Source organism: Flavobacterium swingsii (assembly GCF_900111965.1).
Taxonomy (GTDB): Bacteria; Bacteroidota; Bacteroidia; order Flavobacteriales; family Flavobacteriaceae; genus Flavobacterium; species Flavobacterium swingsii.
Window position 1 is genome coordinate 324,305 of the sequence record NZ_FOJT01000004.1, and the last position, 17,006, is coordinate 341,310.

General features: G+C 33.5%; 15 protein-coding genes. 12 read left to right on the plus strand and 3 right to left on the minus strand.

Going from position 1 to position 17,006, the window contains the following annotated elements:
* Nucleotides 1-113: 113 nt before the first annotated feature.
* Genes trmB through BM053_RS08595 form a run of 3 tightly spaced genes read left to right on the plus strand, consistent with a single transcriptional unit; the run spans nucleotide 114 to nucleotide 1,766 of the window.
* On the plus strand, nucleotides 114-788 hold the full coding sequence (gene trmB, locus BM053_RS08585; protein WP_091476375.1) for a tRNA (guanosine(46)-N7)-methyltransferase TrmB: 675 nt from the start codon (nucleotides 114-116) through the stop codon (nucleotides 786-788).
* Nucleotides 789-1,430 carry a lysine transporter LysE gene (locus BM053_RS08590; protein ID WP_091476377.1) on the plus strand — a complete coding sequence of 214 codons (642 nt, stop codon included), beginning with the start codon at nucleotides 789-791 and terminating at the stop codon, nucleotides 1,428-1,430.
* Nucleotides 1,431-1,433: 3 nt separating this feature from the next.
* Nucleotides 1,434-1,766: an MGMT family protein gene (locus tag BM053_RS08595; protein WP_091476380.1), complete on the plus strand. Its 333-nt coding sequence runs from the start codon at nucleotides 1,434-1,436 to the stop codon at nucleotides 1,764-1,766.
* A gap of 4 nt (nucleotides 1,767-1,770) precedes the next feature.
* Here the strand turns inward: BM053_RS08595 and BM053_RS08600 are convergent, their stop codons facing one another.
* Entirely contained in the window at nucleotides 1,771-2,160 is a 390-nt protein-coding gene (locus tag BM053_RS08600; protein WP_091476383.1) for an SPOR domain-containing protein, read from the minus strand.
* A 217-nt stretch (nucleotides 2,161-2,377) separates the two neighbouring features.
* On the opposite strand from BM053_RS08600, the gene BM053_RS08605 reads away from it, so the two are divergent.
* The 9 genes from BM053_RS08605 (at nucleotide 2,378) to BM053_RS08645 (ending at nucleotide 14,642) form a co-directional block, all read left to right on the plus strand.
* Entirely contained in the window at nucleotides 2,378-3,697 is a 1,320-nt protein-coding gene (locus tag BM053_RS08605; RefSeq protein WP_091476384.1) for a c-type cytochrome, read from the plus strand.
* 33 nt (nucleotides 3,698-3,730) lie between these two features.
* The gene (locus BM053_RS08610; protein ID WP_091476386.1) at nucleotides 3,731-6,760 is read left to right on the plus strand and encodes a TAT-variant-translocated molybdopterin oxidoreductase; all 3,030 of its coding nucleotides are present in this window, start codon (nucleotides 3,731-3,733) and stop codon (nucleotides 6,758-6,760) included.
* 93 nt (nucleotides 6,761-6,853) lie between these two features.
* Nucleotides 6,854-8,260, plus strand: coding sequence for an NrfD/PsrC family molybdoenzyme membrane anchor subunit (gene nrfD / locus BM053_RS08615; protein WP_091476388.1), 1,407 nt, complete (start codon nucleotides 6,854-6,856; stop codon nucleotides 8,258-8,260).
* A gap of 6 nt (nucleotides 8,261-8,266) precedes the next feature.
* Nucleotides 8,267-8,791: a DUF3341 domain-containing protein gene (locus tag BM053_RS08620; RefSeq protein ID WP_091476392.1), complete on the plus strand. Its 525-nt coding sequence runs from the start codon at nucleotides 8,267-8,269 to the stop codon at nucleotides 8,789-8,791.
* A gap of 8 nt (nucleotides 8,792-8,799) precedes the next feature.
* Nucleotides 8,800-9,345, plus strand: coding sequence for a c-type cytochrome (locus tag BM053_RS08625; RefSeq protein WP_091476395.1), 546 nt, complete (start codon nucleotides 8,800-8,802; stop codon nucleotides 9,343-9,345).
* A 25-nt stretch (nucleotides 9,346-9,370) separates the two neighbouring features.
* Nucleotides 9,371-10,846 (plus strand): cation-translocating P-type ATPase, encoded by a 1,476-nt coding sequence (locus BM053_RS08630; RefSeq protein WP_091476399.1) that lies wholly within the window; start codon nucleotides 9,371-9,373, stop codon nucleotides 10,844-10,846.
* Nucleotides 10,847-10,864: 18 nt separating this feature from the next.
* On the plus strand, nucleotides 10,865-12,037 hold the full coding sequence (locus BM053_RS08635; RefSeq protein ID WP_091476402.1) for a cytochrome c oxidase subunit II: 1,173 nt from the start codon (nucleotides 10,865-10,867) through the stop codon (nucleotides 12,035-12,037).
* Between the two features lie 30 nt (nucleotides 12,038-12,067).
* The gene (locus BM053_RS08640; RefSeq protein WP_091476405.1) at nucleotides 12,068-13,873 is read left to right on the plus strand and encodes a cytochrome c oxidase subunit I; all 1,806 of its coding nucleotides are present in this window, start codon (nucleotides 12,068-12,070) and stop codon (nucleotides 13,871-13,873) included.
* Between the two features lie 82 nt (nucleotides 13,874-13,955).
* Nucleotides 13,956-14,642 carry a porin family protein gene (locus BM053_RS08645; protein ID WP_091476408.1) on the plus strand — a complete coding sequence of 229 codons (687 nt, stop codon included), beginning with the start codon at nucleotides 13,956-13,958 and terminating at the stop codon, nucleotides 14,640-14,642.
* Here BM053_RS08645 and BM053_RS08650 read toward each other — a convergent pair.
* Nucleotides 14,637-15,035 (minus strand): hypothetical protein, encoded by a 399-nt coding sequence (locus tag BM053_RS08650; RefSeq protein WP_167357327.1) that lies wholly within the window; start codon nucleotides 15,033-15,035, stop codon nucleotides 14,637-14,639. The genes BM053_RS08645 and BM053_RS08650 overlap by 6 nt on opposite strands.
* A gap of 319 nt (nucleotides 15,036-15,354) precedes the next feature.
* Complete coding sequence (locus BM053_RS08655) at nucleotides 15,355-16,917, minus strand: OmpA family protein (RefSeq protein WP_091476415.1); 1,563 nt, start codon at nucleotides 16,915-16,917, stop codon at nucleotides 15,355-15,357.
* Between the last annotated feature and the right edge of the window lie 89 nt (nucleotides 16,918-17,006).

A 17,006-nucleotide genomic window follows, 5' to 3' on the forward strand; every position in this document is an offset into this window, starting at 1 on the left:
ATATTTTATACAAAGACAACGATTTTTCATAATGTAAACGTTACTGAAACATTATCATAAGTTTATATCTATTGATTTATATTTTCCTATTTTTGCCAAAATATTTAATAAAAGTGGGAAGTAAAAATAAGATGAAGAGATTTGGGGAAAACGAAACGTTTGGTAACGTTTTTCAGCCAACTCGTGAGGAAGTAGTGTCAAATTCGTTTGAACTAAGAGGAAAATGGAATCAAGATTTTTTTAAGAATGACAATCCAATTGTTTTAGAATTAGGTTGCGGAAAAGGCGAATATTCAGTTGGTTTGGCAGCAAAATTTCCGAACAAAAACTTTGTAGGTATCGATATAAAAGGCGCTCGTTTTTGGCGTGGTGCAAAAACTGCTGTCGAAACAGGACTTCATAATGTTGCTTTTGTTCGCACGCAAATAGAGTTAATCAATCATATTTTTGACGAAAACGAAGTGGATGAAATTTGGATTACTTTTCCAGATCCGCAAATAAAATACAAACGTACCAAGCACAGAATGACCAATTCGGAGTTTTTGCAATTTTACAAAAAAATTCTAAAACCAGATGGTATTATGAATCTAAAAACTGATTCGGAGTTTATGCATGGTTACACTTTGGGATTATTGCATGGCGAAGGTCACGAAGTTTTATACGCCAATCATAACGTATATACAAACGAAGGTGCGCCAGAGGAAGTAACTGAAATTCAGACATTTTACGAAAAGCAATATTTGGAAATTAACAAATCTATTACTTATATTCGTTTTAAGATTAAATAAATGAACATTATCACGCCACTTTTTTTAGGTTTTATTACTTCGTTAGTAGGAGTTTTTCCGCCAGGAATTATCAATATGACGGCGGCAAAAATTAGCACACAAGACGGAAAAAACCGCGCTTTGTTGTTTACTGCAGGAGCTTTGGTGGTTGTTTTTTTTCAGACACTCGTTGCTTTGATTTTTGCTAGATACATTGCAGATCATCAGGAAGTAGTTAATTTGCTTCGAGAAATCGGGTTTGGCGTTTTCACAATTTTAACCATTTACTTTTTTTGGATTGCGAAAAAGCCTAAAAAAAAGCAACAAAAGGAATTGAAGATAAGAAGTAAAAAAAGTCGATTTTTTCTGGGAATGTTTATTTCTACAATCAATTTCTTGCCTGTTCCTTATTATGTTTTTTCCAGTGTGAGTTTGGCGTCATTCGGATATTTTAATTTCAATACAACTTCAATATATAGTTTTGTGATAGGTGTTGTTTTGGGTTCGTTTGCTGTTTTTTACGGTTATATTTATTTTTTTAAGAAGATAGAATCTAAAACCGATTATCTTGTTAAAAACATGAATACAATAATAGGTTCAGTTACGGGAACTATTGCTATTTTGGCTTTGTATCATATTATAAAATTTTATTTTTATTTTTAAATTATGTCAGAAGTAGGAGATAATTTTTTCGAACGAGTTTATGTTGTCGCAAGACAAATTCCTTACGGAAAAGTTACTTCTTATGGTGCTATTGCAAAAGTTTTAGGAACTGCTCGTTCTGCCAGAATGGTAGGTTGGGCGATGAATGCAGCTCATAACCTAGAAGATATTCCTGCGCACAGAGTTGTAAATCGCAAAGGATTGCTTACAGGAAAGCATCATTTTGAAGGAACAAATTTGATGCAACAATTGTTAGAAAACGAAGGAATCGTAGTAATTGACAATCAGATTCAGGATTTTGAGAAAGTCTTCTGGGAGCCAACTATGACTAAATAATATTTTACTTATTAGGCTTTACCAAAAAAGCATTCGGATATTTCTTTTTTAAAGATTGAAGTTTATTTTCAGCTTCTATTCTGGTTTTATAATTTCCAACCCAAACTTTATATATAGGTGTGTTAAAAACGATTGTAGCATCGGTTTTTTTGTTGTCTTTTCTAAAATCGGTCAACGCCTTTTTACTATTTTCACTATCTCCTGTGAAAATTTGAATTTTATAACGGTTATTTATCGTTATCGACGAATTTATTTTTCTTTTTTCGTTCAAAAGTTGTTCGAATCTAGCATCTTGTGAAATAGAAGTTTTTGCCTCTTGCGAAAAACAATTGGAAGACAAAAACAGTAAAAAAACAATGCAGCAAACGCCTCTTTTGAAACTTAAGATTCTCATAATGAATATATTTTTACGCAAAAATACATTTTAACTTCTTAAAGAAATCAAAAAATATTATTTAGAATAGATATAAATTAATAATTAAGATATATTTAAGGTTTTGAGAATAGTTCTTAAGTCGTATTTTTGTCGAAGTTTTTTAAATGGCAAATTCTGTTTTTTACGAAAATCGTAGCAAAATCAGGGCCTAATTTAGATGTTAATCATTTAATATATGAAAAAAGTGGGTAACCATAAATCGATTTCAAGGATAATAGCGCTGAGTTTAGCGTTTGTAATGTCCATTTCTCTCAATTCCTTTGCGCAAGAAGCTGCTTCAGCTGTTGCTGCAACTACAGCTCCTGCCGCTGGTGGAGATGCTGTACAGGGAAAAGCACTTTTTAATGCAAATTGTGCGGCTTGTCATAAGTTAGATGCTAAAATGACAGGGCCTGCTTTGCGTGGCGTTACTGCAAAATACGACAAAGCGTGGATTTATAAATGGGTTAAAAACAGTTCGGAACTTATCGCTTCAGGCGATGCAGATGCTGTAAAGGTTTTTAATGAAAATAATAAATCTGTAATGACTGCTTTTCCACAATTATCAAACGCTGATATAGATAATATCTTGGCTTATACTGATACTGTGATTGAAACGCCAGATAAGGGAGATACTATTCCTGGTCCTGATAAAGGTGCTGAAGGCGGTATATCAAACAACTTAATCTTAGGATTATTAGCTGGTATTTTAGCTGTTTTAGTAGCTATGTTGTTTATGGTAAACAATGTTTTGAATAAAATTGCAAAAGAAAACGGTATCGAAGTAGCTGAAAAAGCAAAAACATTACCTATCTGGAAATCATTTGCTAAAAATCAGTTTTTAGTATTGGTTTCAGTTATATTTTTAATGTTAACAAGTGCTTATTTTGTTTACGGTTACCTATCTCAAATAGGTGTTGATAAAGATTATGCGCCAATTCAGCCAATACATTATTCACACAAAATTCACGCTGGTGATAACGGTATCGAATGTAAATACTGTCATTCATCTGCAAGAACAAGTAAAACAGCTGGGATTCCTTCATTAAATGTTTGTATGAACTGTCATAAAAACATTTCTGAATTCCAAGGAGATAAAGATTCAACTTACGTTGAATACACAAAAGAATACTACACAGGAGAGATTCAGAAACTATATGATGCAGTTGGTTGGGATAAAACAACTCAAAAATATACAGGAAAAACCAAGCCGGTAAAATGGGTTAGGATTCATAATTTGCCTGATTTTGTTTACTTCAATCACTCACAACACGTAACTGTGGCTGGAATCGAGTGTCAGAAATGTCACGGACCAGTTGAAACTTTCGAGATTCAAAAACAATTTGCACCATTAACTATGGGTTGGTGTGTAAACTGTCACCGCGAAACGGATGTGAAAGTAGAAGGAAATGATTACTACAAAAAAATTCACGAAGAACTTTCTAAAAAATACGGTGTAGACAAATTGACTGCGGCGCAAATGGGAGGTTTAGAATGTGGTAAATGTCACTATTAATATATTACTAAGAAGCTAATTTTTATATACAATATGTCATCAAACAAAAAATACTGGAAAAGTGTTGAAGAACTAAACGAAAATAGTTCTATTGTTGAGACGCTTAGAAATAACGAATTTGTGGAAGAAATTCCAACAAATGAATTTTTAGGTGATGCTGCTACTTTAGCTACATCTTCTACAACACGTCGTGACTTTCTTAAGTACGTTGGATTTACTACGGCGGCTGCTTCACTTGCAGCTTGTGAAGGTCCAGTGCATAAGACAATTCCTTATGTAGTTCAACCTGAAGAAATTATCCCTGGAGTAGCTGATTATTATGCTACAACTATCGCCGATGGTTTCGATTTTGCTAATATTTTGGTAAAAACTCGTGAAGGTCGTCCTATCAAAATAGAAAATAATAAAATTGCTGGTGCAAATTTCCATGCAAATGCACGTGTTCATGCGTCGGTATTGTCATTATATGATAATATGCGTCTGAAAACTTCAAAAATTGCTGGTAAAGACGCAACTTGGGATCAAGCAAATGCTAAAATTAAAGCTAGTGTTGCTGATGCTAAAGCAAAAGGAGGAAAAGTTGTATTGCTAACAAATACTGCTGCAAGTCCATCTACTGATAGATTAATTGCTCAGTTTTTAGCTTCAAATCCAAATGCAAAACATGTAACTTATGATGCGGTTTCTTCATCAGAAGCGTTAGATGCTTTTCAAATGGTTTATGGAGAAAGAGCTTTAGCTGATTATGACTTTTCAAAAGCTAATGTAATTGTTTCTATCGGTGCAGATTTCTTAGGAGATTGGCAAGGTGGTGGTTTCGATTCAGGATATGCGCAAGGTCGTATTCCTCAAAACGGAAAAATGTCACGTCACTTTCAGTTTGAATCAAACATGACTTTGTCTGGAGCTGCTGCTGATAAGCGTGTGCCAATGACTGTTGCAAATCAAAAACAAGCATTAGTTCAAATATATAACGTAATTACTGGTTCTTCGATAGGTTCTGCCAAAGATGAAGCGGTAATGAAAGCTGCACAACAACTAAAAGCCGCTGGAAGCAAAGGTGTTTTAGTTTGTGGTATTGATGATAAAAATGCGCAATTGTTAGTTTTAGCTATCAATAGAGCATTGTCAAGTGAAGCTTTTAATACAGTAAATACACGTCAAATCCGTAAAGGAAATAACGCTGATGTAAAACAACTTTTGGCTGATATGAAATCGGGAGCTGTTCATACATTAATTATGAATGGTGTAAGTCCAGCTTATTCTTTGCCAAACGGAAAAGAATTTACAGATTCATTGAAAAAAGTAAAACTTTCTGTTGCTTTTGCAATGAAAGAAGATGAAACTGCTGCTATTTCAAGCATCGCAGTAGCAACACCACATTATTTAGAATCTTGGGGAGATGTAAGTATTGTTAAAGGCAGTTATGCTTTAACACAACCTACTATTCGTCCTTTATTTGATACAGTTCAATTTCAAGATGCGTTGTTATCTTGGACGGGAAATACACAAACTTATTACGATTATCTTCGTGCTTCTTGGTCAGGTGCAAAATCATGGAACCAATTGGTTCATGATGGTGTAGCGGTTACAGAAGGAGTTTCAGCTTCTGCTGGAGCTGGTGCTGATTTTAACGGAGCTGCTTCAACTTTGGCGAAAGCCGCAGCATCAAAATTAGAATTGGTATTGTATACTAAAACTGGTTTAGGAGATGGTCAGCAAGCAAATAATCCTTGGTTACAAGAATTTCCAGATCCAATTACAAGAGCATCATGGGATAATTATTTAACAATATCACAAGCAGATGCAACTACTTCAGGAATCGAAAACTGGAATGTAGCTAACGGAGGACTTAACGGAAGTTACGTTACCTTGACTGTTGATGGAGTGAAATTGGAAAAAGTTCCAGTAATTATTCAACCAGGTCAAGCAAAAGGAACGGTTGGATTGGCTTTAGGTTATGGTCGTAAAGCGGCTATGAAAGAAGAAATGCAAGTAGGAGTAAATGCCTATACTTTATATAATAACTTTAGTAATGTACAAAATGTAAGTATTGCTAAAGAAGATGGTGAGCACGAATTTGCTTGTGTTCAACTACAAAGAACATTAATGGGTCGTGGTGATATTATCAAAGAAACTTCCCTTGATATATTTAATACAAAAGAAGCTGGAGAATGGAATCTTGTTCCTATGGTTTCTTTAGATCATAAAGAAGTGCCAGCTACAAGTGTTGATTTATGGGAATCTTTTGATCGTTCAGTAGGACATCACTTTAATCTTTCGATAGATTTGAATGCTTGTACAGGTTGTGGAGCTTGCGTTATCGCTTGTCATGCAGAAAATAATGTACCAGTTGTTGGAAAATCGGAAGTAAGAAGAAGTCGTGATATGCACTGGTTACGTATCGATAGATATTATTCTGCTGCAACAACATTTGAAGGAGATAATAAATTAAAAGAAGGAAGCGAAGGATTGATGGATTCTGTTGCTACTTTACGTGGAATGGAAACACCGTCGGATAATCCTCAAGTTGCTTTCCAACCAGTAATGTGTCAGCATTGTAATCACGCACCTTGTGAAACTGTTTGTCCTGTGGCAGCAACTTCGCACTCTCGTCAAGGTCAAAACCACATGGCTTATAACAGATGTGTAGGTACAAGATATTGTGCAAACAACTGTCCTTATAAAGTACGTCGTTTTAACTGGTTCTTATACAACGGAAACGATGAATTTGATTATCATATGAATGACGATTTAGGTCGTATGGTATTAAATCCTGATGTAAACGTTCGTTCTCGTGGAGTAATGGAAAAATGTTCTATGTGTATTCAAATGACACAAAAAACAATTCTAACAGCAAAACGTGAAGGAAGAGAAGTAAAAGCCGATGAGTTTGAAACTGCTTGTTCTAATGCTTGTACTTCTGGAGCGATGGTCTTTGGAGATGTAAACAACAAAGAAGACAAAGTAACAGAATTATCAGAAGATAAAAGAATGTATCACTTGTTAGAGCACATTGGCACAAAACCAAATGTATTTTACCACGTAAAAGTTAGAAATTAGTAATAATAGGTACAAAGTAGAATTGTAAAATATAGATAAGAAAGATGATTTTTATAAATCTGAAATCTAAAATCTAAAATCTAAAATTAAATTATGTCGTCTCATTACGAAGCACCCATTAGAAAACCTTTGGTTTTTGGTAACAAAAGTTATCATGACGTTACAGTAGATGTAGCTAGACCAGTAGAAGGTAGAGCCAACAAACAATGGTGGACAGTATTTTATATAGCTTTAGCTGCATTTTTGTGGGGATTAAGCTGTATGATTTATACCATCACAACAGGTATTGGAACTTGGGGATTAAATAAAACAATTGGTTGGGCTTGGGATATTACTAACTTCGTTTGGTGGGTTGGTATCGGTCACGCTGGAACATTAATCTCGGCGGTATTATTGTTATTCCGTCAAAAATGGAGAATGGCGATTAACCGTTCTGCAGAAGCAATGACAATTTTCTCTGTAATGCAAGCAGGTTTGTTTCCAATTATCCACATGGGTCGTCCGTGGTTAGGATATTGGGTTTTACCTATCCCGAATCAGTTTGGTTCACTTTGGGTAAACTTTAACTCGCCATTACTTTGGGACGTTTTTGCAATCTCAACATACCTTTCTGTATCATTAGTTTTCTGGTGGACAGGATTGTTGCCTGATTTTGCTATGATTCGTGATAGAGCTGTAACACCGTTTAATAAAAGAGTATATTCAATATTAAGTTTTGGTTGGTCAGGTCGTGCAAAAGATTGGCAACGTTTTGAGGAAGTTTCACTTGTTTTGGCAGGTTTAGCAACACCACTTGTACTTTCTGTACACACGATTGTATCTTTTGACTTTGCTACGTCAATCGTACCAGGTTGGCATACAACTATTCTTCCACCATATTTCGTGGCTGGAGCAGTATTCTCAGGATTTGCAATGGTAAATACTTTACTTATTATTATGAGAAAAGTATCTAACTTAGAAGATTATATCACAATTCAACATATCGAATTAATGAATATTGTAATCATGATTACAGGTTCTATCGTAGGATGTGCGTATATCACAGAGCTTTTTGTAGCATGGTATTCAGGAGTTGAATATGAGCAATATGCGTTCTTAAACAGAGCAACTGGGCCTTACTGGTGGGCATATTGGGCCATGATGACTTGTAATGTATTCTCTCCACAATTTATGTGGTTCAAAAAATTAAGAACAAGTATTATGTTCTCATTTATTATATCAATTGTAGTAAATATAGGAATGTGGTTTGAGCGTTTTGTAATTATTGTAACTTCGTTACACCGTGATTACTTGCCGTCTTCTTGGACGATGTTTCAGCCAACATTTGTAGATATAGGTATTTTTATAGGTACTATTGGATTCTTTTTCGTGTTGTTTTTACTTTATTCTAGATCATTCCCAGTGATTGCTCAAGCAGAAGTAAAAACTATCTTGAAATCATCGGGAGATAATTACAAAAGAGAAAGAGAACAAAATGGACATAATCACGATAATCACTAATAAGTCATGAGTAATAAAGTAATACATGCACTATATAATGATGACGATGTTTTGATGGATGCTGTAAAGCAAACCAGATTAGCACACCATCATATTGAAGAGGTTTACACACCGTTTCCAGTTCACGGGCTAGATAAAGCTATGGGATTGGCACCAACAAGAATCGCAATTTGTGCCTTTTTGTATGGTTTAACAGGTTTGTCTTTTGGAACTTGGATGATGAATTATATCATGATTCAAGATTGGCCACAAGATATAGGTGGTAAACCAAGTTTTTCTTACATTCAAAATATGCCATCATTCGTGCCAATTATGTTTGAAGAAACAGTATTTTTTGCAGCCCACTTAATGGTTATTACTTTTTATATGAGAAGTAAATTATGGCCATTTAAAACAGCAGAAAATCCAGATGTTCGTACAACAGACGATCACTTCTTGATGGAAGTTGCAGTAAATAATAATGAAGATGAATTAACTTCTTTCCTAAAAAACACAGGGGCTGTAGAAGTTAAAGTAGTAGAAAAGCATTAATCAGAACTATGAAAAAAGTATACACACTAGCAGTTTTAATGGGGTTATCTTCATTGCTGTTTTCATGTCAAGATAAGTTAAAGCCTAACTATCAATTTTTTCCTAATATGTACGAATCAGCAGGATATGAAACTTATTCAGAATCTGGCGCTTTCAAAAACGGAAAAGAAGGACAACTTCCTGTGCAAGGTTCTATAAAAAGAGGTTTTGTTCCTTATGAAATACCAAATACACCTGCTGGTTATTTAGCTTCAAAAAGCATCACTACTTCTCCATTAGATTCAACTGCGGTCGATTCTGAAAAAGCAAAAGAATTGTTCGAGATTTACTGTGCTATTTGTCATGGTGAAAAAGGAGATGGAAAAGGGAATTTATCAAAAAGAGAGAAATTTCTTGGAGTTCCTAGTTATGCAGACAGAGATGTTTCTATTGGAAGTATTTATCATGTTGAAACTTATGGTTTAAATGCTATGGGATCTCATGCAAATCAATTGTCGCAAACAGAAAGATGGCAAGTTGCCGCTTATGTTTTGAAACTTAAGTCTGAATTATAATTGTAAAACAATCTATTTATAAATTATGTATACATTTTCAAGCAAATTAAAAAATCTGTCACTTATCTTAATGGTTTTAGGAGCATTAGGAATTGGTTATGGTTTTTTCACTGCCCCTAAAAATACAGAGGAAGTAGAAGCTATTCTTGCATCAGGTCATGGTGAACATCATGAAGCATCAGCATCTAAACATGAAGCTAAGCCAGCTCACAAAGAAGAAGTACATGTGACAGAAATTGTTAAAGATTCTGCAGCTTTAGCAGTAAATCATTTAGATTCGATTTCAAAAAATGTTGAAGAAGGGCATGTTGCTGCTGTTGCTACACCAGCTCATGATACTCACGAAGCAAAATCTGAAGGTAATGAAGTTGCTCACGATGCACATGCAGAACACGCTGAACATGTTGAACACGTTTTTCATCAGTTGCAAAACAAACCTTGGGCTGCTTTATACGTTGCTGCTTTATTCTTTATGTTAATATCACTAGGAGTTTTAGCATTTTATGCTATACAACACGCTGCACAAGCAGGTTGGTCGCCAGTCTTATTTAGAGTGATGGAAGCATTAACGTCTTATTTAGTTCCTGGAGCTATAATTGTTTATGTATTGTTAGTTTTATCAAGCTTACATTTCAATCATTTATTTGTTTGGATGGATCCTGAAGTTGTAAAACACGATGAATTAATTCAAGGAAAAGCAGGTTATTTAAACGTGCCATTTTTCTTAATCAGAGCTGCCATTTTTATGGGTGGTTGGATATTTTACCGTCAATACACTCGTAAAAATGCTTTATTATTAGATGAAACAAATGATGCGACTTATTATAAGAAAAACTTCAAAGCATCGGCAGCATTTTTAGCTTTCTTCTTGGTATCAGAATCTATGATGTCTTGGGATTGGATTATGTCTGTAGACCCACACTGGTATAGTACTTTATTTGGGTGGTATGTATTTGCAAGTTTCTTCGTAAGCGGAATTACTGTAATTGCACTAACAACATTATACTTAAAATCTAAAGGATATTTAGAAAATGTAAACAACAGTCATTTTCACGATTTAGCTAAATTTATGTTTGGTATTTCAGTATTCTGGACTTATTTATGGTTCTCTCAATTTATGTTAATGTGGTATGCAAATATCCCTGAAGAAGTAACTTATTTTAAATTTAGAATCGAACATTATAACTTGCCTTTCTTCGGGATGGTAGCTATGAACTTTGTATTTCCAATTTTAATTTTAATAAATACAGATTTCAAACGTGTTCCTTGGATTATATCTATGGCTGGAATCGTAATATTATGTGGTCACTATTTAGATTTTCATAATATGATTTATCCAGCAACAGTTGGTGATCAATGGTTTATTGGAATTTCAGAAATAAGTTCGATATTATTCTTTTTAGGATTGTTTATATTTGTAGTGTTTACTACACTTGCAAAACAACCATTATTGCCAAAAGGAAATCCACTTATCGACGAAAGTAAGCATTTTCATTATTAATATTTAAACAAAAAACAGATGACAAGTTTGTTGGTAATTATAGTTTTACTTTTAGTAGGTGTTGCAATTTGGCAAATGACGAAGATTTTCGATTTGACTCAAGTTGGAGCAAACAGAAATCGTTCTCAAATTGCAGATAATAAGGACAATAATATTCAAGGATATTTAATGTTTGGTTTCCTTGTTTTTCTATACATTTTCGTAATTTACGGATTGTTTGCATGGAGTCATTTAGTATTAATTGATCCTGCATCAGAGCACGGAACCGATTATGACAACTTAATGTGGATAACATTTGGAGTGGTATTTTTTGTTATTGCAATAACGCAAGCACTTTTGTTTTATTTTGCTTTCAAATATAGAGGAGCAGAAGGAAAACAAGCAGTTTACTTCGCAGATAATGATAAGTTAGAATTCATTTGGACAATTATTCCAGTATTCGTTTTGGCGGGTTTAATCCTTTACGGATTATATACTTGGACAAATATTATGTTTGTTGATGAAGATGAAGATGTTATGTATGTCGAGTTATATGCAAAACAATTCGCATGGACAGCACGTTATTCAGGAAAGGATAATGTCTTAGGAAAAGCTAATGTACGTTTGATAGAAGGTATAAACACCATGGGTGTTGACATGGAAGATCCAAATGCTCAAGACGATATTGCAACAACAGAATTGCATATTCCAAAAGGTAAAAAAATTGTTTTCAAATTGCGTTCGCAAGATGTATTGCACTCTGCTTTTATGCCGCATTTTAGAGCACAAATGAATTGTGTACCAGGAATGGTAACTCAATTTGCTTTCAGACCAATCATGACTACTGACGAAATGCGTCAAACAGAACACATGATTGAAAAAGTACATAACATTAACAAAATTCGCTCTAAAAAAAGTACCGAATTAGTTGCTAATGGAGAATCGCCACTAGATCCTTACACTTTTGATTATCTATTGTTGTGTAATAAAATTTGTGGTGCATCTCATTACAATATGCAAATGAAAATAGTTGTAGATACTCCAGAAGACTATCAAAATTGGTTAAAAAACCAGCCAACAATTGCAAAAACAGTTATTGATGAAAAAATAGCTAAAGCAGCCGAAAATGCTCCAGTGGCAACACCAGTAATTGCTAAAAAAGTAGATTCAACAAAAGTTGCGGTAGTTGCAACTCCAATTGCAGTAAAATAATTATACAATTAAAATTTAAAATAAAAAACTATGGCAGCAGCATCTCATGACCACGATCACGCACATGATCACGATCACGAACACCACCATAAAGACACTTTTATAACTAAATATATTTTTAGTATAGATCACAAAATGATTGCTAAACAATACCTAATTTCTGGTATTATCATGGGAATCATTGGAGTTATCATGTCATTACTTTTTAGAATGCAAATCGCTTGGCCTGAACAACCATTTGCTATTTTTGACTTTCTTTTAGGTGAAAAATTAGCGCCAGGAGGAGTAATGCGTAATGATATTTACCTTGCATTAGTTACCATTCACGGTACAATCATGGTTTTCTTTGTACTAACCGCTGGTTTGTCTGGAACCTTTAGTAATTTACTAATTCCACTTCAAATTGGTGCAAGAGATATGGCATCAGGATTCTTGAACATGGTCTCTTATTGGTTATTTTTCACATCGAGTGTGGTTATGTTGTCATCTCTTTTTGTTGAATCTGGACCAGCATCGGCAGGATGGACAATTTATCCGCCATTAAGTGCTTTGCCACAAGCAATTCCAGGTTCTGGAACAGGTATGACTTTGTGGTTAGTTTCTATGGCAATATTTATTGCATCTTCATTAATGGGATCATTAAATTATGTTGTTACAGTAATTAATTTAAGAACAAAAGGAATGTCTATGACAAGATTGCCACTTACTATTTGGGCTTTCTTTGTTACAGCTATCATTGGTATTATTTCGTTTCCAGTACTATTATCGGCAGCATTATTGCTTATAATGGATAGAAGTTTCGGCACTTCATTTTTCTTGTCAGATATTTTTATCTCAGGTGAAGTTTTACATTACCAAGGTGGTTCTCCAGTATTGTTCGAACACTTATTTTGGTTCTTAGGTCACCCAGAAGTTTATATTGTATTGTTACCAGCTTTAGGAATTACATCTGAAGTTATTGCAACAAACTCTCGTAAACCGATTTTTGGATACCGTGCGATGATTGCTTCTATATTAGCCATTGCATTTTTATCGACAATTGTTTGGGGTCACCACATGTTTATTTCGGGAATGAATCCATTTTTAGGTTCGGTATTTACATTTACAACTTTATTAATTGCAATTCCATCTGCGGTAAAAGCATTTAATTATATTACAACACTTTGGAAAGGTAACTTACAGTTAAATCCTGCGATGTTATTTTCTATTGGATTGGTTTCTACCTTTATATCAGGAGGAATTACAGGAATCGTTTTAGGAGATAGTACATTAGATATTAATGTTCACGATACTTATTTCGTTGTAGCTCACTTTCACTTAGTAATGGGTATTTCTGCATTGTACGGATTCTTTGCTGGTGTATATCACTGGTTTCCTAAAATGTTTGGAAGAATGATGAATAAAAATTTAGGTTATATTCACTTTTGGGTAACAGCAATTTGTGCTTACGGTGTTTTCTATCCAATGCACTTTATAGGAATGGCTGGTTTACCACGTCGTTATTATACAAACTCTAACTTCCCTTTGTTTGATGATTTAGCGGATGTGAATCAAGTAATTACAGGATTTGCATTAGTAGGAGCAGCATTTCAAATAGTATTTATGTGGAATTTCTTTAGCAGTATTTTTTACGGAAAAAGAACAGTACAAAACCCATGGAGATCTAACACACTTGAGTGGACTGCGCCGATAGAACACATACACGGAAACTGGCCAGGTGCTATTCCAGAGGTTCACAGATGGCCTTATGATTATAGCAAACCAGGGCACGACGAAGATTTTGTCCCTCAAACAGTACCAATGAAAGATGGAGAAGAAGAACTTCATCATTCATAAATAAAATTTAAAAATGCCTTTCTTAACGGAAGGCATTTTTAGTTTAAAGTATTTTACTAACTTTAAGCCATAAATAAAACACATGCAAAATTTTTTTAAAATTATTTTATTGCTCTCTTGTATAAATGTTTTTTCGCAGGAAGAACCTAATTTTTCTGCTGTGGATTCATTGTATCGTGAAGATCAGTTTTATTTTGGAGTGACTTATAATGCATTAAATTTGAGACCAAAAGACGTTTCTCAAAACTCTTTTTCTACGGGTTTAAATATTGGGTTTTTAAGAGATTTTCCTATCAATAAAAATAGAACTTTTGCCATTGCTCCAGGTTTGGGTTTGTCCTACAATAATTACAAAGAAAACCTTGTGGTTGATAATGTTGGTGGGAGCATCAATTATAGCATAATACCATCAGGAGTTGATTATGAAAAAAATAAATTGGCTCTATATTTTGTCGATTTGCCTATCGAGTTTCGTTGGAGAACATCTACCTTCGAATCGCACAAGTTTTGGAGGGTTTATACAGGTTTTAAATTGAGTTATTTGCTGTTAAGCCAGTCAAGATATCTTGATGCAAATCAAAATTTTAAAATAGATAATAATCCTGATATTAATAAAATACATTACGGAGCGTATATTTCTGCAGGATATAATTCTTGGAATTTGTATGCTTATTACGGATTGCAAAACATGTTTAAAAACGGAAGTTTAAACGGGAATCCTATCGAGTTAAGTACTTTAAATGTAGGATTGATGTTTTATATTTTATAGCCAAAAAAATAGTAATAACAACTGCGGAAACAATCCTATTAAATATCCTAAAACTAATTCTTTATTAGTGTGTGCTTTCATATACAGTCGAGATGCAGCTACAATACCATTACAAAATAGTAATGCGCTTATAATAATTACTTCACGAACTTGAAAATGCATACAAAGACTAATGCAAAAAACAGTCAAAGAAGCCATTCCTAACATGTGTAAACTTACCTTTTTGCTGAAATAAACCAATAATAAAGCGATTAGACTACTAGTTATACTTCCTAAAAAGAAATAAAACAATTCAGGAATAGTTTCTTTTGTTATGCTTTTTGTGATTAAAACCGAAAGCAATGCTATATGAATAGTTAATGGAGTTTTTCTTTGAGATACGTTCGTAACCATTACCGAATCTATTTTGCCTAACATAATGAGCAAATAAAAAATGGCTAGCGGAATAAATACAGTGACTAATAATACTTGTATGGTGTATAAATAAATTGCTTCGTAAACAAAATACCTATCTGTAGTTATAAAAAAATAAAAAACAGTGGCCAACACCGATATAAAAATAGGGTGGAAGAGATAGGAAAAAAATGGAAGAATTCTTTTCAAGACAAAAGCGATTTTAGCAAATATACTTTTTTGAATTTAAAATTTAATCAAAAAAAATCCTATTTGTTTGACCAAATAGGATTTGTAAGTTTTTCAATAAAATTTAAAATTATCTTATAACAAACTCAACACGTCTGTCAGCGTCAAACTGAGCTTCAGAACAGTTTGTTTTGCAATTAGATAATAGTTTAGTTTCTCCGTAACCTTTGGCTTCTAATCGATCAGGATTAATTCCTTTTGTAATTAGATATTCTTTCGCCTTTTGCGCTCTTTTGTCAGATAAAATCATGTTGTATTTATCTGAACCTCTAGCATCAGTATGTGCATTTATCACAATTTTCATCTCCGTATTAGTATTTAAAACTTCAAGAATTTTGTTTAATGATAAAGTAGATTCTGTTTTCATCGAAGCTTTATTAAAATCGAAATAAATATTTTCGATAGCAATTGTATTTTCTTTAATTTCGGCTTTTGTCTGATTTAATTCGATGTTTGCTGTCGAGTTCCCATTAGCAGTAATTACAGGCAATTCGAAATCTAAATAACCATCTTTTTTAGCTGTAATTGTATAGTTTTCTAATGGTTCCACTTCAAAATTATAACTTCCATTGTTACTAGATATTTGTGTTGCAACTTCTTTTCCGTCTTCATCAATTAAGCTAATTTTAGTATTTGGCAAAACAATTTTACTTTGTTTTTCAGTCACCAAGCCTTTTAATGTTAAAGTATTTTTTTGTAATTCGAAGTGATAAATGTCATATAAACCTGCACTTTCGGCTCTGTTTGATGTTACATAACCGCTGTTTTTTGTTGCAAGGATAAAAGCCACTTCGTCGGCAGATGTGTTTATTGTTTTTCCTAGATTTAGAGGTGTTGTGTAACGAGTAGTTTTTATTTTTGAAACAAAAACATCTTGTCCGCCATAACCATTGTGACCATTTGAAGAAAAATAGATTTCTTTGTTGGTTGGTGAAGCATAAGCAAATTTTTCGTCTTTATTAGTGTTTATGGTTTGTCCTAAATTAGTAGGATTTATTGGCATCCCATCTTTATTAATTTCGGCAACATAAATATCAAAACCTCCAAAACCACCTGGCATATTTGAAGAAAAATACATTTTTTTGCCATCAGGAGTAATAGAAGGATTTTCGATAGAATAGCTAACGCTGTTAAAATCTGCCGCGATTTCCTTTATCCAAGTGTATTTTGCATTGTCGAAAATCGATTTGTATAACTGATAATTTTTAGAATTTCCTTCGGCACTTTTAGTATAATATACTGTTTTTTCGTCTGGAGAAAATGCCAAACCGCCTTCGTTCCCCTTAGAGTCTAAAGCGTAAGCGAAGAAACTTGGTTTAGATAAATTTCCTGTTCTATCCATATTCAAACAATACAAACCATTGTAAGGATTGTTGGTATTCTCATCTCTTCCGGCTCCAATTGCACCAGTTTTTCTAGAAGAATACATAATGTATTTACCCATAAAAAAAGTAGAACCTACATCTGATAATTTAGTGTTTATTGCAGTGGCAACTACAGTATATAAATCTTTGGCTTCGTCGAAATTTGAAATAGTTGAAGTTTCTGAATCTTCACTTTTAATAAATGAATCTTGTGCAAATATAATATTAGATAAAAGTAATAATGTAACTAGTAATATTGAATTTTTCATAAAAACATATTGATATTTTGGAATTTTTTTGCAAATAATGTGCAAAAGTATGATTCTCAATCAATAACGAACATAAAATTAGATAAAGT